A 21,622-nucleotide genomic window follows, 5' to 3' on the forward strand; every position below is an offset into this window, starting at 1 on the left:
TGCCTCACTCAACCGGCTGGCGACGCCACCGGTTGACGTTCTTTACACGACGCCGCCGCGTTCAGGCCATCGCAACACTGGGCGGCGCCGCACCGGCGATCTGCCGCAGGGCGCGCTCGAACACTTCCACCGGCTGGCCGCCGGAGATCAGGTGCCTGTTGTTGATGATGACGGCGGGCACCGAATGAATGCCGGCGTCGGTGTAGAGCCGCTCGCGTTCGCGGGTTTGGGCGGCGAACTCGTCGCTTTGCAGGATGGCGCGGGCACGCTCCCGATCGAGGCCGGCTTCGCCCGCGAGGCGCACGAGCAATTCCGGGTCCGAAGGGTTCTCGCCATCGGTGTGGCAGGCCTTCAGCAGCGCCTTCTTCAAGGCGACCTGCTTCGCCACATCTTCCAGCTCGGCCCAATGGAGCAGCCGGTGCGCATCGAAGGTGTTGTAGACCCGGGCGCGCCCCTCGGGCCGGAATTCGAAGCCGACGGCCGCCCCCCGCGCCCGGATCGCTTCGCGTGACTGCGCCTGCTGCTCGCGGGTGGAGCCGTACTTCTCGTGGATGTGCTCAAAGGCGTCCTGCCCTTCGGGCGGCATCTGCGGGTTCAGCTCGAAAGGCTGGAAGTGCAGTTCGGCGGTCACTTCGGGGGCAACGTTCTTGAGAGCGGCTTCGAGCGCGCCAAGCCCGACGGCGCACCAGGGGCACGAGATGTCGGACACGAAATCGATGTGGAGTCGGGTAGGCATCCCCCAATGATGGCGCCGCCCGCGCGGCTTTTCAACCTTCGGGTGCGGAATCTCGCTGCTGAAGTTGCGCCGTCGCGGGCGCTGCGAGTTCACGCTCGAATTGCGCGACCAGCCCGCGCAGCGAGTTGCTCGACCTATCGCGGGAGTCAATCGCCCGGCGTGCCTCGGGCGCGGGTGGAAATCAAAGGCTGCGCCAGAAATCCATCAGCAGTTGCGTGAACTCGACCGGCCGCTCCACGGCGCTCAGGTGGGCCGCATCGATCGTGGCAAGACGCGCCCCCGGAATGGCTGCAACCATGTCTTCGGACAGCGCGGGCGGCGTGGCCTCGTCGCGCGTTCCGGCGATCACCAGCGTCGGCACGGCAATGCGCCGGTTGCTTTCGCGAAAGTCGATGGCGGCCACGGCGTTGCAGCTCGCGATGTAGCCCTTGGCATCGCAGCCCAACAGCGTCTGATTCAGGGCGCGGCCGGCTTCCGCGCCCTCTGGCGTCGATACGAACTCAGGCGTGAGCCAGCGCGCCACCGCGCCGGGAGCGATCGCCTCGATGCCCTGCGCTTCCACCATCTCGACGCGCGCGCGCCAGGGAGCGGAGTCGGGATAGTGCGCGGCCGAGTTGGCAATGACCACGCTCTTGAGCAGCCTCGGATGCCTGGGAGCCAGCGCCTGCGCCGTCATGCCGCCCATGGACAGCCCGACGAAGTGCACGGGCTCGCCCGACGCTTCCCGCGCAATCAGTTCGGCCGCATCTTCAGCGAGGTCCTCGATCGTCAGCGAACCGGCAACCACTTCGGAGCCGCCGTGGTTGCGATGGTCGTATCGCACGACCGTGTGCGCGCGGGCGAGCTGCGCGGCCACGCCGTCCCACATGCGCAGGTCGCAACCCAGAGCGTGGCTCAGCACGACGATGGGGCCGCTGCCCTCGCGGACGATATTCAAGCGGGTCATGGTGTTTCCTTTCGATGTGGATGGGTGGGCAAGGGCAAGCGCGGCAGCCAGGCATGGGCGATCAGCACCAGCACGACGCCCGCGAGCGCCATCGGCACCACCATGGGCCAGGCGCCATGGCTGAATTGCGGATTGACGAAGCTTGCGGCGATCTGGCCCACGATGAACGCAACCGCCATCATCGCAAAACCCGACCACGAGACGGCGCGACCAGCCAGATGCGGCAAGTCGCCGACGGCGCCGGCCTGTCCGCAAGGTTGGTGAATGCCGTGCCCGATGCAATAGATCGCATGGCCGAGCAGGAGCGGCCAAGCCGACAACGGCAGCAGCCAGCAACCCAGCGCTTGCACCAGGGGGCCGGCGAGGCTGAGCAGCGATCCGAGCTGCACCGTGCGCACCGCTCCCCTGCGCGTCAGCAAACGGCGGCACAGCGTGGTGCTGAAGATGTAGACGAGCGATCCGCCCGCCGGAATCCATCCGTACAACGCGGGCGAAAGCCCGAGATAGCTGATGTAGACCATCGGCGACAGCAGCAGGAAGCAGAACAGCCCACCGTAGGTGGCGGCAGCGAGCGATGCCCACGCGCGAAAGCTCTGGCTGGCAAAGACCTCGCGCACACTGCCCTTTGCCGCGTTTGGGCCCGCTGCCTTCACCCTCGTTTCACTGAAGCCGTGAAAACACATCGCGAACAGGATCAGGGCATAAACGGCCATGCCGCCCAGCACCCAGCGCCAGCCCAGCCCCTGCACGGCATACGCGCCCAGAACCGGCGCTGCGAGTGCGACCACACCGAGACCGGTCAGCCCGCGCGCCATCACATGCGGGCCCTCGTGCGCCGGATACAGGTCACGCACCGCCGCGCGCGAGCACACGAGGATGGCCGCCATCGAAAAGCCCTGTACCGCACGACAGGTGACCAGCATCGGAATATCTGGCGACAGCACGCAACCGAGCGCCGCCAACGCGTAGAGCGCTAGGCCGGTCAGCAGCACGGGCCGGCGACCGAAGTGGTCGGAGAGCGGGCCACAGGGCAACTGACCCAACCCGAAGGCGAGCACGAAGACCGTCAGGCTCGAACTGGCCGAGCCCAGGTCCTGTGCAATCGCCGGCAAGGCCGGCAAGTAGCTGTCCGTGGCCACCGGCTGGGCCGCCAGCAGCAAGGGCAACAACAGCGCGAACGAGATGCCGCTGCGCGCGGCGGCTCCGTTCACTTCGAGGCGTCTGCGAGCAGACCTTTTTCGCGCAGGATCCCCGTTGCAATGCCGAACGCATGGTTGGCAACGGGAACGCCGCAGTAGATCGCGGCCATCATGATGACTTCCTTGATGTCATCGGGCGTCAAGCGCGACTCGGGTGGCCCGTCGAGTGCCGCGCGCACGTGCATCGCGAACTCCTCGTAGGCGTGGATGCCGAGCATCATCGACAGAACCATGAATCTGCGGGTCTTGTCTCCGAGCGCCGGACGTCCCCAGATGTCATTCCAGGCGTGGCGCGTGATCAGCGCCTGGAACTCGCTGTTGAATTCATTGCGATTCGCGAGCGACTTGTCGACCCAGGCGTCGCCGAGCACGCGGCGACGATTGACGAGGCCGGATTCATAGTCGCCGGCCGGAGTGGAAGGAGTGGTCATCTTGAAGATTGGGAAGAGTTGAGTTCAGCCTGCAACACCAACACCTGTGCCAGTGCCGTCTCGCCGGCCGGCCCGGCCAGCGCCGGATCGAACCATTGGTCTGCGGCATCGCGCGGCAGTTCGGCGCGCAGCCGGTCGATATTGGAACGCATCCGCGCTTCGTCCACCTGCAGGCCAGGCAGTGCCCCGGCCAGCGCACGCACGCTGCCATGCGCCGACATCAGCAACTGAGGCCATTCGGCCAATTCGGCCTGCCAGGCGCCAAGCGCGCGCTCATGTTCCTGGGGCATGGCCTGCAGCAGCGCCGCCACCCGCTGCGGCGCGCGCTGCGCAGCGGCAATGGCAACCATCGACGCCACGGGATTGCGCTTGTGCGGCATCGCCGACGAGCCGCCGCGGCCGGGCTCGCTGGGCTCCGCCACTTCGGCGACCTCGTACTGGCCCATCAGCGCGATGTCCTTGGCGATCTTGCCGAGGCTGCCGACCATGAGGCCGAGTTCGCACCCGAGCGCGATCCATTCGTCGCGCTGCGTATGCCATGTCGCGCCCGGATCGCCGAGCCCCAGTTCCTCGGCCATGAGCCGGCGCACCTGCGGGCCCTCGCCCTTCATTTGCGCCAACGTGCCCACGGCGCCACCGAGCTGCACGTGCAGTGCGTTGCGCGAAGCCTTGGCGATGCGCGTGCGGCTGCGCACGAGCGGCGCCGCCCAGCCGACGCACTTGAAGCCGAAGCTCGTCACCGAGGCCGGCTGCATCAGCGTCCGCGCGAGGATGGGCGTGGTCGCGTGCTGTTCGGCCTGGCGCAACAATGCGTGCGCGGCGCGCGTGAGGTCAGTCTCGATCAGCGTCGTCGCCTCGCGCGTGACCAGCGCCATCGCGGTGTCGATCACGTCCTGGCTGGTGCTGCCGAAATGCACGTAAGGCAGCGCGTCGGCGTTGAAGAGGCCCACCGCCTCTTTCAGGCTCTTGACCAGCGGAATCGCGACGCTGCCCGCCCGGCCGCTTTCGCGCACGATCTTGGCGACGTCGAACAGTTCGACCTTGCAGCTGCCGATGATGGAATGCGCGGCCGATTCGGGAATGAGCCCGATCTGCGCCTGCGCGCGCGCGAGTGCCGCTTCGAAGCGAAGCATCGCGTCGACGAAATTGCGGTCGCTGAAGGCCGCCAACGTTTCGGATGTGGAGAGGAAGCCCTCGAAGATGCTCATGGCGAATGTTGTGATGGGTCTGTGGTCGATCAGTAGGCGAGCGTAGCAACCGCGCGCAGGTCTTCGGGCGTGGCTGTGCCGTAGCCGAAGAATTCGAGGTAGGCCGGGATCATCTCGAACAGCATGTCGGTGCCGACTTGCACTGCGCAGCCTTTTTCTCGCGCGGCACGCAGCAGGGGCGTGTATTCGCTCTTCATCACGACTTCGCCGACAAAGGTCGATGGCGCGATGCGGCTGACGTCGAAGGGGAGCGGGTCACCCTCCTTCATGCCCAGCGGCGTGGCGTTGACGACCAGATCGAAGCCCGCCGGGTCGTTGGAGCCGGTGCTGACCTTCATGGCCGGGTAGTGCGCGCGCAGACGTTGGGCAAGCCCTTCGGCCGAGGCCTCGCTGGCGTCGAAGAGCGCCATTTCGGCGACGCCCGCTGCAGCCAGCGACGCGGCAATGGCCGAGCCCACGCCGCCGCTGCCGGACACCAGCACGCGCGCGCCTTCGAGCGAACGGCCCTTTCGCTGTACGCCGCGCACGAAGCCGGCGCCGTCGAACTGGTCGCCCAGCAGCGTGCCGTCAGGCCGCTTCAACACGGCGTTGCAGGCGCCCGCGATTTTGGCCGTGGGCGTCACCTCGTCGACCAGCGACATGGTCGTGATCTTGTGCGGCATGGTCACCAGCGCGCCGCGGATGTTGGTCAGGTGGAAGAGCGCCTCGAACACGCTCGGATACACCTCGGGCTTGACGCCCATCGGCATCACCACCGCATCGATGCCCTGCTTGTCGAACCAGGGGTTGTAGATCATCGGAGCCTTGAAGCTCTCGGTCGGATAACCGAGGTGGGCGATGAGCGTGGTCTTGCCGGAGATCATGGGGGAATCCTTTGGGTCAATCAGAAAAGACGGTCACGTCGACCGCGCCGCGCTTCCACCGGCGACATGCGATTCGCTGATCCAGCGCGCGCTCTTCATGGCACGCTCGCCGATCACCATCGGGTCGGAATTGACGTAGTCGTCGTTGAACACTTCGAAGGTGTAGTGGCCGCGGTAGCCCTTGTCTTCGAGCAATTGCACGAGGTCGCGCACGTCGTGCAGGCCCTCTCCGGGAAACAACCGCTGGTGGCGCGCCAGCTCGATCATGTCGGCCTGGCGGTCGCTGTACTCGAAAAAATAGTCTGCAAGCTGCACCAGGAAGATCTTTTCGACCGGCACGTCGGCCAGTTGAGCGAGCGTTTCGGCCGTGTCGTCGCCGTGCACGGACATGTGAAAGAAGTCGAGGTTGAGGCCGACGTTCTCGCGGTCGCAGCGACGCACGATGTCCCACGCCTGATGCCAGCGATTGGTGTGCCGCCCCCACGAAAGCGCCTCATAGCAGATGCGGATACCGAGCGGCGTTGCCAATGTGGCGAGCGTGCGCAGATCCTCGGCGGCACGGTCGGGGTCGTCGATGGCGAGCGGCGAGGTGGTCGAACAGCACAGCAGCAGATCGGTATCGACCAGCGCCATCTGCCGCAATTGCTCGCGCGCCATTTCGAGCCGGTGCGGACGCATGGCGTCCGGCGCGCATTCGAAGTCGCGCAGCGGCTGGAAATCAGTGACCTTGAGTCCGCTTTCCTTGACGAGTTGCGCCGCCTTCTCGACACCGGCCGGATGGTTGATCAGGTCGCGCGCCCACAACTCGACGCCCGCGAAGCCGGCTGCCTTCATGCAGTCGAGCTTGTGGCCGAGTTCTCCGCCCATCGTGACAGTGTTGAAGCCGAAGCGGTCAAGGGCGATGGCCATGGGTTGTTTTCTCTGTGGAAGTTGCTAGGCAACGCTGGCCGAGTGATATCGCAGCGGTTGATGGATTTCGTTCGCCATTGCGGCGGGATAGATCAGTTCGCGAAGGAAATCCGCGTTGTGGCGAACCGTGTTCGCCGCTTCCTTGTGGCCGAAGAAGTCGAGGTAGTGCGGCATCTGCTGGACCAGCATCTCGAAGCCGGCTTGGGCATTGAGGCCGCGCTCGCGCGCGGCACGCACCAGCGGCGTCGGCTGGTTGCGCAAGAGGATGTCGAACAGCGCGGCATGAGACTCCATGCGTGCCACGTCGACAGGCAGCGGGTCCTCGGGCTTCAGGCCGAGCGAAGTGGCGTTGATCACGAGGTCGTAGCCGGCCGGATCGCTGCTTTCGACCGCAACGCTCGTCGCATCGAAGAACGAGTCGATCTTGGCCGCTACACCGGCCGCCTTGCCGGCTGCGACGTCATAGAAGGCAATGTGCTCCGCGCCATTGACAGTGCCGCCTTCGGCCAGCGCGACACCGATGGCTGCGGCGCTCACGCCCGCGCCGAGAATCAGCACGCGCTTGCCGCGAAACGGGATGTTGTAGCGGTCGAGCGCCCCCAGGAGCCCCTCGCCGTCGAACAAGTCGCCTTCGAGTTCGCCGTTGTCGATGCGACGCACCACGTTGACCGAGCCCGCCACGCGGCCGAAGAGCCCGCAGCCGTCGAGCAGGTCGACCAACAGCGGCTTGTGCGGCGGCGCGATTGCCATTCCCCGCACGTTCCTGGCGAGGAAAGCCGCCTTCACGAAGACCGCCAGATCGCGCCTTGCAACTTGCACAGGCGCCATCACGGCATCGATGCCGCAATGCTCGAAGGCGGCGTTGAACATGCGCGGAAGGCGGACGTTCGTCACCGGATCACCGGGAAGAAGGTAGAGAGACGTGCTGCCGACGATGGAAGGGAACATGGAATCGTGCCTCGCTTCAGCTTTGGAATGTTCGACTATCGCTCGAAATGCCACGGAAGCGCTGCTAATGTAGTCGTGCGTCTGTGAGATTCGTCCGAATGGAACGCGTGTAATTTCGATCACCGAACTACACTGATCGATCATCGAACGATTTCAGGGTTTCTCCCAAGCGCAAACCACATGACTGCCGAAGAAACATCCATCGTCCCTGCCGGCCTGGACAAGCGCGACTGGATCGCGGGGCTCGAGCGCGGCGTCTCGATCATCGAAGCCTTCGACGACGCGCACCCGCGCATGACCGCGAGCGAAGCCGGCCAGCGGACCGGCATGACACGCACCGCCGCCCGCCGATACCTTCTCACGTTGCAGCACATGGGCTATGTGGCGGGCGACGGCAAGCTCTTCTGGCTGACGCCGCGCGTGCTGCGGCTCGGGCAGTCGTATCTCGAATCGGCGCGGTTGCCGCGCATCGTGCAGCCCTTTCTGCAGCGCGTTGCAGCCGGCACACACGAGATCGCCTACCTCAGCGTGATGGATGGCGACGAGGTGGTCTACATCGCGCGCAACGGGCCGAATCGCAGCATGAGCACGGGCTACGTGCTCGGCGCGCGCGTGCCGGCGCAGGTCACGGCCGCCGGGATGCTGATGCTGGCGATGCGAACCGATGAGGAACGCAGCGCCTGGCTCGAGGCGCGTCAGTTGGCAGTCTTTACGTCGCACACGATTTCGAGCAAGGAACGGATGAAGCTCGAACTGGCTCGCATCCGCGCCCAGGGTTGGGCTTTGTCGGAGCAGCAGTTGGATCTGAATTCACGGGGCATTGCTGTGCCGCTGCGCGACCGGCACGGCGACCTGGTCGGCGCGCTCAACGTGACCATGCCCATGGGCCACGAAAGCAGCGAGGACGCGGTCGCCCGCGTCCTGCCTGTGTTGCGCGAAACCGCGCAGGCGATGCGAGGCTTGATCTGACGCGCACGTTTCTTGGCCTGTAGCACAGCAGTGCTACAGTGCGGCAAACCGCGAGACTCAAATGCCGACCACCACCATTCGCATCGACGACAAGCTCAAGGACCGGGTCGCTGCCGCAGCGGACAGGGCGGGCAAGACTGCTCACGCATTCATCGTCGACGCGATCGCGCAGACCGTTGAACGTCTGGAAGCAGAGGACGAAATCCACCGCATTGCCGACGAGCGCTGGTCCAAAGTGCTGGCGACTGGAAGGACCGTCAGATGGGACCAGGCAAAAGACTATCTCGCTGCCCAGGCCCGAGGCGAAAAGCCTGCGAAGCCAGCGGCACGAAAGCTGGGGCGCTGACCCCCGGATGACGCGAATCGAACTTGCTCCCGAGGTTCTCGACGATTTCAACCGATTTATCGAACACCTGGCGCGCTTCGAGGTTGCGGACATCCCGCAACGATTGGGCGAGATCATGCAGGCCATCGATATCCTCGCCCACAGTCCCTTGATCGGAAGGTCGGTCAAAGGCGCCAAACGGGAACTGCTCATCGGCCGAGGATCGCGCGCGTATATCGCGCTCTACCGCTACGTTGCCGACATCGACGCGGTCTTTGTGCTGGCTTTTCGCCACCAGCGTGAAGCGGAATACAAGCGCTGAAGCGGACACGTCGCAAAGGCTGAGCGCCTTCGCGACGAGGTGTCCGTGAACTGGCTGGCGAGTCAGGCCAAGCGGGTTGGGCAGGTCAGGCAGCGGCCTTCGTCAGCCGCGCATCCGCCAGGGTCTGCGCACGCATCCTCTCGTAGTCCTGCTTGGGCACCGGCACTGCGTTCGGATTGCCCAGGTCGTTCAGGTGAATGCGGTAGGTCTCCCGGGCACTCAGCACGGCGATCGCCGAGATGACCGTGATGCCGAAAGTGAGCGCGCCGATGGTCAGCGGAATGTTCGCGGCACCGGGGGGCGCCACAGCGACGAACAGCGCCGGCAGCAATGCGGTGATAGTGGTGCCGATGTTCTGCGAGATCGCCATCGCCGAGCAGCGCGAACGCGTCGGGAACAGTTCCGGGTAGAAGCTCGGGAAGACGGCGTTGTAGCCCTGGTACACGATGCCCCACATGAGCAGCGACATCACTATGGCCAGCGGCACGTTGTGGATGCTGATTGCGTACAGATAGCCGAATGACAGCAACCCCGCACCAAGAGCACCGATGACGATCGGGGGCTTGCGGCCGACCTTGTCCGAAAGATTGCCGACGAACGGAATGACGGCTACCGCAAGGATATTGCCGAGCACCGGAATCCACAGGTAGATGTCTTTCTGGAACCCGATGCCGTACGCCGGCTGCACCGCATAAGCAGCGCCGAACACGGTGGCGACCACGGGGATGACGTTCATCAGCGCCGCGCAAATGACGCGCACCATGTCGCGCCAACTGTTCGTGAAAGCCTCGACGATGGGCGCCTTCTGCAATTCGCCCTGGCGCGCTTCTTCTGCGAAGGCGGGGGTTTCGTCGACTTCGCGGCGAATGATGTAGCCCGCGATGATCACGACGAAGCTCAACAGGAACGGGATTCGCCATCCCCACGAAAGGAATGCGTCTTCAGGCATGTAGTGTGCCAGCGGCAGGAACACGGCCGCTGCAAGGATCTGCCCTGCTTGCACGCCCTGCAGGCTGAAGCTCGCAAAGAAGCCGCGGCGCCCGAAAGGCGCGTGCTCCAGGATCATCGAGCTGGCGCCCGAGATTTCACCCGCGACCGCAAAGCCCTGGATCAGGCGCAGCACTACGAGAAGCGCTGGCGCCAGCAAGCCGACTTGGTGGTACGTCGGCAAGAGCCCGACGGCGATGGTCGAAAAGCCCATGAGGAACATGCAGACGAGCAGCACATGCTTTCGTCCTCGCGTGTCGCCCCAATGGCCGAGCACGAAGGCGCCGATGGGCCGGGCGACATAGCCGACACCGTAGGTCGCCAGCGACGCGATGATCGCGATCCGCGGGTTGCCCGACGGGAAGAATATCTGCGGGAAGATCAGCGACGCTGCTGTCGCATAGATGAAGAAGTCGTAGTACTCGAGCGCCGAGCCGATCCAGCCGCTGGCTGCGGCCTTCTTCGACTGGTGTCGGCCTTGCGGCTCGTGGTCCTTGGGGTTGCTCATTTGTCTCTCCGATGGATGGGTCGTGTGAGTCTGGAAACGTTCGGCTATCGCGCAATGAGGGAAAGCACGCCGCCAATGTAGGGGCCGCCGCACTTTCCTCACAGCGAAAACTCCGCCAACTATGCGATTAACGATCTGCTTTGATCGATGATCGATCGCTACGCGGGTTTACACCGAACCGTTCACGCGTGCGCGCGGCCCGATGAACGCGCCTTCCATACTCAGATTCCCTGAAATTCCTGTCCGCACGTCCCGTCGGGCGGCCGCGCGACGGAACAAATACTTTCTTGCACTTTCCCGGGAAAACCCTCAAGGCCGGGCGAGCCGGCGCTCCTACCATTTATTCAACTTGAATTAATTAATCAACAGGAGACAGTCGGTGAAATCAGCCGGTCCCGGCAGGGGCACCAATTCGGCGAACCTGCGCCTCTACAACGAGCGCACGCTGTTGCAGCGTCTGCGCCGCGCAGGTGAAGCGTCGAAGGCCGATCTGGCGCGCTGGGCGCAGCTGACCAACACAGCGGTGGGCAGCATCGTCCAGACGCTGGAGGAGTCACGCCTGATCGAGCCGGCCGGTCGGCGGCAGGAAGGCCAGCGGGGTCAACCTGCCGGGCTCTACCGCATCAATCCCGAGGGTGCCTACGGAATCGGCGTGCGCCTCGATCGCACGAGTATCGAAACGGTGCTGATCGATCTCGGCGGCAAGATTCTGGCGCGAGAGGCGCATGACGTGCTCCTGCCCCAGCCGGAACATGCCCTGTCGCTGGTCCGCAAGGACGTCGCCCGCGTGCTGACCGCGCTGGAAGGTCCGCAACGTCGACGGCTGATGGGCGTGGGCCTCGCGCAGCCTTACAACCTTGGCAGTTGGTTGCGCGAACTCGACCTGAAGGCCGACTTCCGCATCTGGGACGAAGTGGACTTCGGCCAGTTGCTTGCGGAGGCAGTCGGACAGCCGGTATTCAAGGAAAACGACGGCAACGCGGCTGCGATTGCCGAGATGTTCTTTGGCGTCGGGCGCGAGGAAGACGATTTCCTCTACGTCTTCGTCGGCGCGGCACTCGGCGCGGGCGCGGTGATCGGCGGGGAGAGCTTGCGCGGCAGCAGCGGCAACGCGGCGGACCTTGGCTTGATGCCGGTGCCGCCGAGCACCCTGCCCTCGGCGCCCATGCTGGACCGGCGCTGGGACATCCTTCTTTCCCGCGCGTCGTTGAATTCGCTCGCCCGTCACTTGCGCTACCACGGAATCGCGGTGCGGGGTCATGCGGACCTCGAAGCCCGTGTCAAGGAAGGCAACGCACATGTTGGCGAATGGCTCGACGACTGCGTGGACGCACTGGTGCCTTCGCTGCGGGCATCGCTCGCCGTGCTCGACCTGCCCGCAGTGGTGATCGACTGCGACATCGACAGCGGCTTGATCGGTCAATTGATCGCGCGCATCGATGCCGGCCTGCGTCTGATCGCGCCGGAGGCCCGGCAGACGCCGCGGCTGCTGCGCGGCAGCTTCCGCGCTGATGCCGGCGCCATCGGCGCAGCCAGCCTGCCAATGTTCTTCAACTTTTCGCCCCGCGCCGACGTCTTGCGCGGTCGCCCGCACCGCGCCCATACGGAGACAACACATGCCTGATCCCAATGCAGCCACCGCGCTGCTCGAACTGCGCAAGATATCGAAGACATTTCCCGGCGTGAAAGCGCTTCAGGACGTTCGCCTGCGCGCCCGAGCAGGCCATGTGCATGCGCTCATGGGCGAGAACGGCGCCGGCAAGTCGACGCTGATGAAGGTGCTCTCGGGTGCGTACATGCCGGACCCGGGCGCGGAAATCCTGATCGATGGACGGGTGGTTCACATCGACGGTCCGCTCGCCGCCAAGAACCTCGGCGTGTCCGTTATCTATCAGGAACTGAGCCTTGCGCCGAATCTCACGGTCGCCGAGAACATCTACATGGGCCGGCCCTTGCGACGCGGCGGCTTGGTGGACCGCGCCGGAATGACGGCCGCCTGCGAGGCCACTCTGCAGCGCCTCGGCGCCGACTTCGGGCCTCTTACACGCGTGGCGATGCTGTCGATCGCGCAGCGCCAACTCGTCGAAATCGCCCGCGCGGTGCACTTCGATTGCCGCATTCTGGTGATGGACGAGCCGACGACACCGCTGTCCACGCACGAAACCGATCGGCTCTTCGCGCTCATCAAGCGCTTGCGCAACGAAGGCATGGCGATCCTCTACATCAGCCACCGCATGGACGAGATCGACGAACTTGCCGACGAGGTCACGGTGCTGCGTGACGGCACTTACGTCGGCACCCTGGAGCGCGCCGAGCTTTCGCGCGACAAACTGGTGAAGATGATGGTCGGGCGCGATCTGTCGGGCTTCTATCGCAAGGAGCATCACGGCATGCACACCGGGGCGAAGGCGCTGTCGGTGCGCGGCCTGCGCGACGGACGCCGCGTTCACGACTGCAGCTTCGAGCTGCACTCCGGCGAAGTGCTCGGACTCGCCGGCCTGGTGGGAGCGGGCCGCACCGAGCTTGCACGGCTGATCTTCGGCGCCGATCCGCGCACCGGCGGCGAGGTGTCGCTCGATGACCTCGGCGGGCCGCTGAAGATCGAGAAGCCCATCGACGCCATCCGTTCCGGCATCCTCTATTTGACGGAAGACCGCAAGGGCCAGGGCCTCTTCCTCGATCTTTCGGTGAAGGACAACATCAACGTGATGGTCTCCCCGCTCGATGCCAAGGCCGGCGGGGTGATGGACGGAAAGCGGGCGGCGCAGCGGGCGCGCGATGCGATCGCGCAGTTGTCCATCCGTGTGCCTTCGGCGCGCGTCAACGTCGGATCGCTCTCCGGCGGCAACCAGCAGAAGGTGCTGCTGGCGCGCTTGCTCGAACTGGCACCGCGCGTGCTCATCCTCGACGAGCCGACCCGCGGCGTCGACATCGGTGCCAAGAGCGAGATCTACCGCCTCATCGACGAACTCGCGCGGCGTGGCGTCGCGGTGCTCGTCATCTCGAGCGAGCTGGCCGAGGTGGTGGGCATCTGCGACCGCGTGATCGTGATGCGCGAGGGACACCTGGTCGGTGAAGTCGGCGGCGGCAGCGGCCAGGCCATCACGCAGGAAAACATCGTCGCCCTCGCCACTGGCGCGGTTCCATCCCATACGCCGACTCTGCACTGAAACAGCCAGGCAGCCCCAGGAGACCAGACATGACCAAGCAGACATCCCCGGCAATCCCGGTATCGGAAAGCCCTGCCTTGCCACCCGCATTGCGTGGCGCGACGGGCAAGGAGATCATCCGCGCACTCGGCATGCTGCCGGTGCTCATCCTGCTGTGCATCGGCTTCAGCTTTGCAAGCGACAACTTCTTCAGCCTGCAGAACCTGTCGATCATGACGCAGCAGGCGTCGATCAACATCGTGCTCGCGGCGGGCATGACTTTCGTGATTCTCACGGGCGGGATCGACCTGTCGGTAGGCTCGATCCTCGCCGCGTCCGCCGTGGTCGCGATGCTGGTGTCGAACGTGCCGCAGTTCGGCATGCTCGGGATCGCTGCGGGACTGGCTTGCGGGCTGCTCTTCGGCTTGATCAATGGCGTGCTGATCGCCTTCATCAAGCTGCCGCCCTTCATCGTCACGCTGGGCTCGCTCACGGCGGTGCGCGGCATCGCGCGACTCATCGGCCACGACACCACGGTGTTCAATCCTCAGTTGCCCTTCGCCTTCATCGGCAACGGCGAAGTGCTTGGCGTGCCCTGGCTCGTGATCATCGCCTTCGCGGTGGTGGCGCTGTCGTGGTTCATCCTGCGGCGCACGGTGCTGGGACTGAACATCTACTCGGTCGGAGGCAACGCGGAAGCTGCGCGGCTCGCGGGCATCAAGGTGTGGGCGGTGCTGCTGTTCGTCTATTGCACCTCGGGCCTGCTCTCGGGCCTTGGCGGCGTGATGGCCTCGGCGCGGCTCTATGCGGCCAATGGATTGCAGCTTGGCGCATCGTATGAACTCGATGCGATCGCGGCCGTAATTCTCGGCGGCACCAGTTTCGTCGGCGGCACGGGATCGATCCTGGGCACGCTGATCGGCGCTTTGATCATCGCGGTGCTGACCAATGGGCTGATCCTGATGGGCGTGTCCGACATCTGGCAGTACATCGTCAAAGGGCTGGTGATCATCGGCGCTGTCGCTCTCGATCGCTATCGCCGCAAGGATTCTGCAAGGACATAGCACACGCCCAGGCTTCGCGCACTTCGTGTCACTGCGCCAACCCCCTTGCAGGGGGCAACACCGGCGGCCCGGCGGAGCCGGTTCCGCGGTGTTCCACACCATCCGTTACTCAATCATCGATTTGCCTCAACCACCACCAACCAGGAGACTTTTCATGCGCAACAAGTTTTTTGCTCTCGCCGCCATTGCCGCAGCGCTCGCCATGCCCATGGCGCACGCCCAGCAGAAGGAATTCAAGAACGTAGGCATCACGCTCGGGTCGATGGGCAATCCCTTCTTCGTCTCGCTCGCCAAGGGCGCGGAAGCGAAAGCCAAGCAGTACAACCCTAACGTGAAGGTGACGGCGCTATCGGCGGACTACGACCTCAACAAGCAGTTCTCGCAAATCGATGGCTTCATCTCGGCAGGGTCGGACTTGATCCTGGTCAATGCGGTGGACGCCAAGGCGATCGAGCCGGCGCTGATGAAGGCCAAGAAGGCCGGCATCGTCGTGATCGGTGTCGACGTGGCGGCCAACGGCGCGGACGCCACCGTGCAGACAAACAACGTGCAGGCCGGCGAAATCGCGTGCCAGTTCATCGTCGACAAGCTTGGCGGCAAGGGCAACGTGATCATCCAGAACGGCCCGCAGGTGTCGGCCGTGATCGATCGCGTCAACGGCTGCAAGACGGTGCTCAAGAAGAGCCCCGACATCAAGGTGCTCTCAGACGACCAGGACGCGAAGGGTTCTCGCGAAGGCGGACTGAACGTCATGCAGAACCACCTGACGCGCTTTCCAAAAATCGACGCGGTGTTCGCCATCAACGATCCGCAAGCCATCGGCGCCGATCTCGCCGCCAAGCAGCTCAATCGCAAGAACATCGTCATCACTTCGGTGGACGGTGCGCCCGACATCGAAACCGCGCTCAAGAGCGACACGCAGGTGCAGGCGTCTGCGAGCCAGGACCCGTACATGATTGCGCAGAAGGCGGTGGAGATCGGACATGAGATCCTCAATGGCAAGAAGCCCGAAGCAACGATGACGCTGTTGCCTTCGACGTTGATCACGCGAGCGAACGTCAAGGACTACAAGGGCTGGCAAGCACCGCGCTGAATCTCAAAGAGGAGAACCGTCATGTTCGTGGTCTGCGGCGAAGCCCTGATGGACGTCTACATGGGCGAAGCCACGCCCACGGGCATGACACTCGATGCACGCATCGGCGGGTCGCCGCTCAACGTCGCGCAAGGCCTCGCCAGGCTGGGCCGGCCAGCCGCGTTCCTGACCGGGCTGTCGACGGATGCGCTCGGCGAGCGATTGCTGGCGTCGCTGCGGGCGGAAGGCGTCGACACTTCGCTGATCCTGCGCAGCGACGCGCCGAGCACGCTCAGCGTCGTGAGCGTGGACGCGAGCGGTGTGCCGCGCTATGCCTTCCATGGCAATGGCGCGGCTGACCGCCAGATCACGCACGACACGCTCCCCGCCCTTCCGCCGGCTGCGCGCGTGCTTCAGTTCGGCTCTTACGCCTTGGCGGTCGAGCCGGTCGGCAGTGCATTGCGTGCGCTGGCGGCGCGCGAGCGGGACCGGCGGCTGATCGCCTACGACCCCAACGTGCGCCTCAATGTCGAGCCCGATCTGGCGCACTGGCGGGCCATCGTGGAGCAGATGGTGTCGATCGCGCATCTGGTGAAGGTGAGCGACGAGGACCTTGGCCTGCTCTATGCGGCCGAAACGCCCGAGCAGGTGGCTTCGCGCTGGCTCGCGCAGGGCGCCGCGCTGGTTGCGGTGACGCGCGGCCGGCACGGCGCGAGCGCATGGACGCGCAGTGGCCAGGCGACTGTGCCCTCACCCGACATTCAGGTCATCGACACGGTTGGCGCGGGCGACACGTTTCAGGCGGCGTTGCTGACATGGCTCGACGAGCATGACGCGCTGACGCCTGAAGCGCTGGCAAAGCTCGATTCGACGGCGCTCGACACATTGCTCGGGTTTGCAGCCCGCGCAGCGGCCGTCACATGTTCGCGCCGCGGGGCGGACATGCCTCGGCGCGCCGAACTCGACTGAATACGGCCGAAGGGAGCTAGAGGAAGGACGCCTTCGGCGACTCCGCAGCGGCCGCGGCTGCGGCTGCCGTGGCCGCTTCGCCCTTCAGCACGTCGCAGCATTGCGCGCGATGCCGCAAGGCGTGCTCCATCACCACCAGCGCCAGCATCGCCTCGGCGATCGGCGTTGCGCGAATGCCGACGCAGGGGTCGTGCCGCCCCTTGGTGACGACCTCGACCGGCTGGTTGTTCACGTCGATCGACTGCCGCGGGCTGATGATCGAACTGGTCGGTTTGATCGCAATGCTCACTTCCAGGTCCTGCCCCGTCGTGATGCCGCCGAGCACGCCACCGGCGTTGTTGCTGAGGAATCCTTCAGGCGTGATCGAATCGCCGTGCGTGGTGCCGCGCTGGGTGACGCTGGCAAATCCGGCGCCGATCTCCACGCCCTTGACGGCGTTGATGCCCATCATCGCCCAAGCAATGTCGGCGTCCATCTTGTCGAAGAGTGGCTCGCCAAGGCCCACGGGGACGTTCGACGCCGTCACCCGGATGCGCGCGCCACAAGAATCGCCCGCCTTGCGCAGCGCGTCCATGTACGCCTCGAGTTGCGAGACGTCAGCGACCGGTGCAAAGAACGGGTTGTTCGGCACGTGCTCCCAGCCTTCGAACGGAACGGCCATCTCCCCGATCTGGGTCATGCAACCGCGAAAGACGGTGCCGTACTTCTCGAACAGCCATTTCTTGGCGACGGCGCCGGCGGCAACCATCGGAGCCGTCAGACGGGCGGACGACCTTCCCCCACCGCGCGGGTCGCGAATGCCGTACTTCTTCCAATAAGTGAAGTCGGCGTGCCCCGGCCGAAACTGCTGGGCGATCTGCCCGTAGTCCTTGCTGCGCTGGTCGGTGTTCTGGATCAGCAGCGCAATGGGCGTGCCGGTGGTTTTGCCTTCATAAACCCCGCTCAGGATCTGAACGGCATCGGGCTCGTTGCGCTGCGTCACGTGCCGGCTGGTCCCCGGCCGACGCCGATCCAGGTCCCCCTGAATGTCCGCTTCGCTGAGCGCCAAGCCCGGCGGGCAGCCGTCGATGACGCACCCGATCGCCGGCCCATGAGACTCGCCAAAGTTGGTGACTGCGAAAAGGGTGCCAAAAGTATTGCCGCTCATGGCGCCGCATTATCCGCCGCCCCGCGAACACCGCGGGTCCGGCTCCGCCGGCCCGCCGGTGTTGCCCCTAGCAAAGGGGGTGCAGAAGCCACACGCAGTGGGCAAGGCTGGGGGTTGGCTTGTTTCCTGCATGCTGCGCCGCAGCATCGCTCTTCAGCCACTCCCAACCTAGGAACGCACATGCTGGATCGAACCGACACCAAGTTTTCCCACGTCAAGCCGGCGGACACCGGGTACGTCTCCGGCGGATTGCGCGACTTCTTCCTCTATCGCGATCTCGGCATTGCCGACGCCACGCATGGGAAGGTGATCGCGCACCTGGTCAAGGCCAACATGGCACCGGAAACGGGCACCGGCTGGCACCGCCATGAGGCGGATTTCCAGATCGTCATCATGGTGAAGGGCTGGGCGCGCTTCATGTATGAGGACAAGGAAACTCTCGTGGAAGCCGGCGACGTCGTCCACCAGCGCCCGGGCATCCGGCACTACCTCTTCGACTATTCGCCGGACATGGAGTACCTGGAAATCGTCTCGCCCGCGGACTTCAAGAGCATCGACGTCGAACCGGCCTGCGAAGTCCCGGCGCCCACGCCCTGGAGATAGATCCGTAGGCGTTGGCCGACGTCTGGCAACGGATCGGCGCCATAGACTTCACGGGCGCGCCTGGCTGCGGCACTAGGCTCGCCCAGTCCATGAACATCTGCGTCATCAACCCTAACTACTACCGCAGTAGCGGCGTCACCGTGGCCATCCGGCGCATCCATGAGGCAGTCCAGCCCCATGGCGTCCGGAACAGCTTCATCAGCTGTGGCTATGGCGACGAGGAAGAAGATGTGTCGTGGATATCGCCCGATCGACTACGACGCCTGAACCTGATGTCGGCGCATCCGCTGGTCTTCTGGCGGAGCGTCCGTCAACTCAAGCGGCTGCTCGATCAATGGAACATCGACATGATCCATGTGCACCACCGACGGCTGTCGATGGTGCTGAGCGCGCTCCAGCCCTTGCTGCGGCGGCCGGTGCTCTATTCGGGCAATCTCACCTACGGCTTTTCCGCTCCGTTCTGGCTGATGAGCCCGCGCCGCGCCATCGCGGTCACGCCTTCTGTCAGGGACAACATTCTTTCCACCACCCGCACGCGCGACGTCGAGATCCTCGGCAACCCGACGCCTTTTCCCGATCAATGTCCCGGTATAGACCTCGCGCAAGTCAGCCGGCGCGCCGTTTGCGTCGCGCGGTTGGTGCCGGTCAAAGGGCATCAGACGCTGATCGAGGCTTGGGGCCTGTTGCGGGATCGCGGCGTCGATGCCGAACTCGTGCTGATCGGCGAAGGCCCGCTTCGCGAGACGCTCGAGCAGCAGTGCAAGGCGCTGGGGCTCGGTGATCGGGTCGTGTTCCGCGGCTACGTGGCCGACGTCGCCGGGGAATACGCCCGATCGTTGTTTGCAGTGCTCGTCAGTTCCATCGAAGGTCAAGGCATCGTCACGATCGAAGCCGCCGCTGCCGGGCGTGCCTCCTTGCTGACCGACGTCGACGGATCGCGCGATTGCCTGCCCCAGGAGCGCCGACTCCCGAACGGCCTGCCCTATGGCGACGCCGGCGCGTTGGCCGAAGCGCTGGCGGTCTGGTTCGCCGACCCGGCGGCGGTTGCAGAAGAAGGCCGCCGCTTCTTCGAATTTCACCGGGCCGTCAACTCATCCCAGGTGCTGGGCCTGAAATACACCGAAATCTACAAGCGCCGGCCTTCCTAGGCCGAGACGATCAGTCCGCACACCAGCAAACCCGCGAAGAGCCCCAGCACCGCACGCCAGGTGGCCGGACGCGATTCGACCCATCGGTGCAGCAGCATCGCTGCCGCGATCGACAGAGCGACGGTCAGCGCCAGGCCCATCAGGTCAATCCAGGGCGTGTCCGGCATGAAATGGCTCACGACGGCGCTCACCAGCAGCAGCACCGGAAAGTGGATGAGGAACAGCGAATAGGAAATCCGCCCCAAGCGCACCAACGGCTCGCCGACCGCGGGCCATGCGGCCGGCTTCAATCCATTGAAATGCTGAATGACCGCGACGGCTACCGCGGTGACCAGCGCGATTGCGATGCGGCTGCGCCACTCGACCGCCAGAGCGGCACCGCCCATCAACAGGAGCATCAATACCGCAAAGCGCCATGTGCTGGTGCGCGTGGCACGCCCGATCCAGAAAACCAGCAAGCCGAGGCCATATGAGCCGAAGAAATACAGCGCCGTCGTGTCGAGTTCGGCGTTGCGATTGAACACGATCAGCGAAGAGACAACCAGCGTCAGCACGAGCGCCAGCATCACCCACCGCGACTTTTCAGGACGGACGGACCAGCGCCGCTGCATCAGTTCGGACAGGCCGATCGCAGCGAAGGCAAGCACGAAGAGCTGGAAGTCGATCGCCACATACCAGACACCGGTCGAGAGCGCCTCGTAGCCGAGCAGGTCCTGCAACAGCAGCCCGTGCGCGAGCAATTGCGCCAGCCCCGGTGGCCCCGGCACGGCTTCGTCGTCGAGCCATGGCCTCACCAGCGCCGCGACGACGATGCTGAAAGTCAACGCCGCAAGATAGGGCATGACCAGCCGGCCGTAGCGCTGGAAAATCCGCGCCAAGGGCCGGTCGATGCGCAGGATGCCGTCGGGCGCGAGACTCCCCGCAGCCAGAAAGCCGGCCAGCACCAGGAACACCTGCACCGCGAGCCGTCCGTTTTGCGAAAGCCAATCGAAGATTTCGGGCGCGAGCGAAGAAGCACCCGCCGGAAGCGGCCCGTAGCGCGAGAGGTGATGGCCAACGATCAAAAGGCAGGCGACACCCTTCACCGCATCGAACAACGGCAGGCGACCGACCGAGGCCGCCGCTGCAGTCCCTGCAGTGCCTGCGGTCAAGCTCTCAGAGGGCAAGGCGGGCGCGCGCTTCCTGGTACTCGCGCTTGAGTTTCTCGATGAAGGCTGCGGCCGTCGCGACCTCGGTCACGGCAGCGATGCCCTGGCCCGAGCCCCAGATGTCCTTCCACGCCTTGGCCTTGCTGCCTTCGCCACCGCCGAAGTTCATCGTCTTCAGGTCGCCTTGGGGCAGATTGGCAGGGTCCATCCCCGCCGCGACGATGCTCGGAGCGAGGTAGTTGCCGTGTACGCCGGTGAACAGATTCGAATAGACGATGTCGTCCGAAGTGCCGTCGACGATGGCCCGCTTGTACTCGTCGCTCGCCCGCGCCTCTTCGGTCGCGATGAATGCCGTGCCGATGTAGGCGAAGTCCGCGCCCATCGCCTGTGCGGCGAGCACCGCACCGCCGGTGGCAATCGAACCCGAGAGCGCAATCGGCCCATCGAACCACTGGCGAATTTCCTGGATGAGCGCAAAGGGGCTTTTCACGCCCGCGTGTCCGCCCGCCCCCGCCGCCACGGCAATGATCCCGTCAGCGCCCTTTTCGACGGCCTTTCGTGCAAAGGCGTTGTTGATGATGTCGTGCAGCGTCACGCCGCCATAGCTGTGTACCGCGTCGTTGACATCGGTGCGCGCGCCCAGCGAAGTGATCACGATCGGCACCTTGTATTTCACGACCATTTCCATGTCGTGCTCCAGCCGGTCATTGCTCTTGTGCACGATCTGGTTGATGGCAAAGGGCGCGGCCGGCTTGTCGGGATTGGCCTTGTTGTAGGCGGCCAGCTCCTCGGTGATCTCCGCCAGCCAGTCTTCGAGCTGCGCTGCGGGCCGCGCGTTGAGTGCGGGCATCGCACCGACGACACCAGCCTTGCACTGCGCGATCACCAGCTTGGGATTGCTGATGATGAACAGCGGCGAGCCGATGATAGGCAGCGGCAGGTTGGCAAGCACGGACGGTAACTTGGACATG

At 65.0% G+C, this 21,622-nt stretch carries 22 protein-coding genes; 10 read left to right on the top strand and 12 right to left on the bottom strand.

All coding sequences use genetic code 11. The features are described 5' to 3' along the window. Positions 1–61: 61 nt before the first annotated feature. From AC1DEK_RS18480 to AC1DEK_RS18515, 8 genes are all read right to left on the bottom strand, one after another. Positions 62–736 (bottom strand): DsbA family oxidoreductase, encoded by a 675-nt coding sequence (locus tag AC1DEK_RS18480; protein WP_478126762.1) that lies wholly within the window; start codon positions 734–736, stop codon positions 62–64. 181 nt (positions 737–917) lie between these two features. Next, positions 918–1,682 (bottom strand): alpha/beta fold hydrolase, encoded by a 765-nt coding sequence (locus tag AC1DEK_RS18485; RefSeq protein ID WP_478126718.1) that lies wholly within the window; start codon positions 1,680–1,682, stop codon positions 918–920. Next, entirely contained in the window at positions 1,679–2,893 is a 1,215-nt protein-coding gene (locus AC1DEK_RS18490; protein ID WP_478126719.1) for a Bcr/CflA family efflux MFS transporter, read from the bottom strand. Before AC1DEK_RS18490 ends, AC1DEK_RS18485 begins: the two co-directional genes overlap by 4 nt. Then, positions 2,890–3,312: a carboxymuconolactone decarboxylase family protein gene (locus tag AC1DEK_RS18495; protein ID WP_478126720.1), complete on the bottom strand. Its 423-nt coding sequence runs from the start codon at positions 3,310–3,312 to the stop codon at positions 2,890–2,892. The genes AC1DEK_RS18490 and AC1DEK_RS18495 overlap by 4 nt, the downstream gene beginning before the upstream one ends. Next, on the bottom strand, positions 3,309–4,520 hold the full coding sequence (gene pcaB / locus AC1DEK_RS18500) for a 3-carboxy-cis,cis-muconate cycloisomerase (protein ID WP_478126721.1): 1,212 nt from the start codon (positions 4,518–4,520) through the stop codon (positions 3,309–3,311). Before pcaB ends, AC1DEK_RS18495 begins: the two co-directional genes overlap by 4 nt. Before the next feature lie 29 nt (positions 4,521–4,549). Continuing rightward, positions 4,550–5,383, bottom strand: coding sequence for a shikimate dehydrogenase family protein (locus AC1DEK_RS18505; protein ID WP_478126722.1), 834 nt, complete (start codon positions 5,381–5,383; stop codon positions 4,550–4,552). Between the two features lie 33 nt (positions 5,384–5,416). Next, positions 5,417–6,292: a sugar phosphate isomerase/epimerase family protein gene (locus AC1DEK_RS18510; RefSeq protein WP_478126723.1), complete on the bottom strand. Its 876-nt coding sequence runs from the start codon at positions 6,290–6,292 to the stop codon at positions 5,417–5,419. Between the two features lie 24 nt (positions 6,293–6,316). Then, entirely contained in the window at positions 6,317–7,240 is a 924-nt protein-coding gene (locus tag AC1DEK_RS18515; RefSeq protein WP_478126724.1) for a shikimate dehydrogenase family protein, read from the bottom strand. Positions 7,241–7,420: 180 nt separating this feature from the next. Here AC1DEK_RS18515 and AC1DEK_RS18520 point away from each other — a divergent pair, with 180 nt between their 5' ends. The 3 genes from AC1DEK_RS18520 to AC1DEK_RS18530 all read left to right on the top strand — a co-directional run bounded on the left by AC1DEK_RS18520 (position 7,421) and on the right by AC1DEK_RS18530 (position 8,856). Beyond that, positions 7,421–8,209 (top strand): IclR family transcriptional regulator domain-containing protein, encoded by a 789-nt coding sequence (locus AC1DEK_RS18520; RefSeq protein WP_478126725.1) that lies wholly within the window; start codon positions 7,421–7,423, stop codon positions 8,207–8,209. Positions 8,210–8,270: 61 nt separating this feature from the next. Further along, a complete protein-coding gene (locus AC1DEK_RS18525) occupies positions 8,271–8,555 on the top strand; it encodes a CopG family transcriptional regulator (RefSeq protein ID WP_478126726.1) in 285 nt (94 codons plus the stop codon). 7 nt (positions 8,556–8,562) lie between these two features. Further along, a complete protein-coding gene (locus tag AC1DEK_RS18530) occupies positions 8,563–8,856 on the top strand; it encodes a type II toxin-antitoxin system RelE/ParE family toxin (protein WP_478126727.1) in 294 nt (97 codons plus the stop codon). An 85-nt stretch (positions 8,857–8,941) separates the two neighbouring features. Here the strand turns inward: AC1DEK_RS18530 and AC1DEK_RS18535 are convergent, their stop codons facing one another. After that, entirely contained in the window at positions 8,942–10,351 is a 1,410-nt protein-coding gene (locus tag AC1DEK_RS18535; RefSeq protein WP_478126728.1) for an MFS transporter, read from the bottom strand. Between the two features lie 379 nt (positions 10,352–10,730). On the opposite strand from AC1DEK_RS18535, the gene AC1DEK_RS18540 reads away from it, so the two are divergent. The 5 genes from AC1DEK_RS18540 (at position 10,731) to AC1DEK_RS18560 (ending at position 16,605) form a co-directional block, all read left to right on the top strand. After that, the gene (locus tag AC1DEK_RS18540; RefSeq protein ID WP_478126729.1) at positions 10,731–11,975 is read left to right on the top strand and encodes an ROK family protein; all 1,245 of its coding nucleotides are present in this window, start codon (positions 10,731–10,733) and stop codon (positions 11,973–11,975) included. Next, positions 11,968–13,521, top strand: a complete 1,554-nt coding sequence (locus AC1DEK_RS18545) for a sugar ABC transporter ATP-binding protein (protein ID WP_478126730.1) — start codon at positions 11,968–11,970, stop codon at positions 13,519–13,521. The genes AC1DEK_RS18540 and AC1DEK_RS18545 overlap by 8 nt, the downstream gene beginning before the upstream one ends. Before the next feature lie 29 nt (positions 13,522–13,550). Beyond that, positions 13,551–14,564: an ABC transporter permease subunit gene (locus tag AC1DEK_RS18550; RefSeq protein ID WP_478126731.1), complete on the top strand. Its 1,014-nt coding sequence runs from the start codon at positions 13,551–13,553 to the stop codon at positions 14,562–14,564. Positions 14,565–14,718: 154 nt separating this feature from the next. Then, positions 14,719–15,657 (top strand): ABC transporter substrate-binding protein, encoded by a 939-nt coding sequence (locus AC1DEK_RS18555; RefSeq protein WP_478126732.1) that lies wholly within the window; start codon positions 14,719–14,721, stop codon positions 15,655–15,657. A 21-nt stretch (positions 15,658–15,678) separates the two neighbouring features. Continuing rightward, a complete protein-coding gene (locus AC1DEK_RS18560) occupies positions 15,679–16,605 on the top strand; it encodes a carbohydrate kinase family protein (protein ID WP_478126733.1) in 927 nt (308 codons plus the stop codon). 16 nt (positions 16,606–16,621) lie between these two features. Here AC1DEK_RS18560 and aroC read toward each other — a convergent pair whose 3' ends face one another. After that, positions 16,622–17,752 (bottom strand): chorismate synthase, encoded by a 1,131-nt coding sequence (gene aroC / locus AC1DEK_RS18565; protein ID WP_478126734.1) that lies wholly within the window; start codon positions 17,750–17,752, stop codon positions 16,622–16,624. A 180-nt stretch (positions 17,753–17,932) separates the two neighbouring features. On the opposite strand from aroC, the gene AC1DEK_RS18570 reads away from it, so the two are divergent. Both AC1DEK_RS18570 and AC1DEK_RS18575 read left to right on the top strand, forming a co-directional pair. Continuing rightward, complete coding sequence (locus tag AC1DEK_RS18570) at positions 17,933–18,355, top strand: cupin domain-containing protein (protein WP_478126735.1); 423 nt, start codon at positions 17,933–17,935, stop codon at positions 18,353–18,355. Positions 18,356–18,444: 89 nt separating this feature from the next. After that, a complete protein-coding gene (locus AC1DEK_RS18575) occupies positions 18,445–19,503 on the top strand; it encodes a glycosyltransferase family 4 protein (protein ID WP_478126736.1) in 1,059 nt (352 codons plus the stop codon). On the opposite strand, the gene AC1DEK_RS18580 is transcribed toward AC1DEK_RS18575, so the two are convergent. Continuing rightward, complete coding sequence (locus tag AC1DEK_RS18580; protein WP_478126737.1) at positions 19,500–20,669, bottom strand: acyltransferase family protein; 1,170 nt, start codon at positions 20,667–20,669, stop codon at positions 19,500–19,502. The two genes, AC1DEK_RS18575 and AC1DEK_RS18580, sit on opposite strands and share 4 nt — an antisense overlap. Beyond that, positions 20,659–21,621, bottom strand: coding sequence for an NAD(P)H-dependent flavin oxidoreductase (locus AC1DEK_RS18585; RefSeq protein WP_478126738.1), 963 nt, complete (start codon positions 21,619–21,621; stop codon positions 20,659–20,661). The genes AC1DEK_RS18580 and AC1DEK_RS18585 overlap by 11 nt, the downstream gene beginning before the upstream one ends. Between the last annotated feature and the right edge of the window lies 1 nt (position 21,622).

Source organism: Variovorax sp. 10N420 (assembly GCF_056394705.1).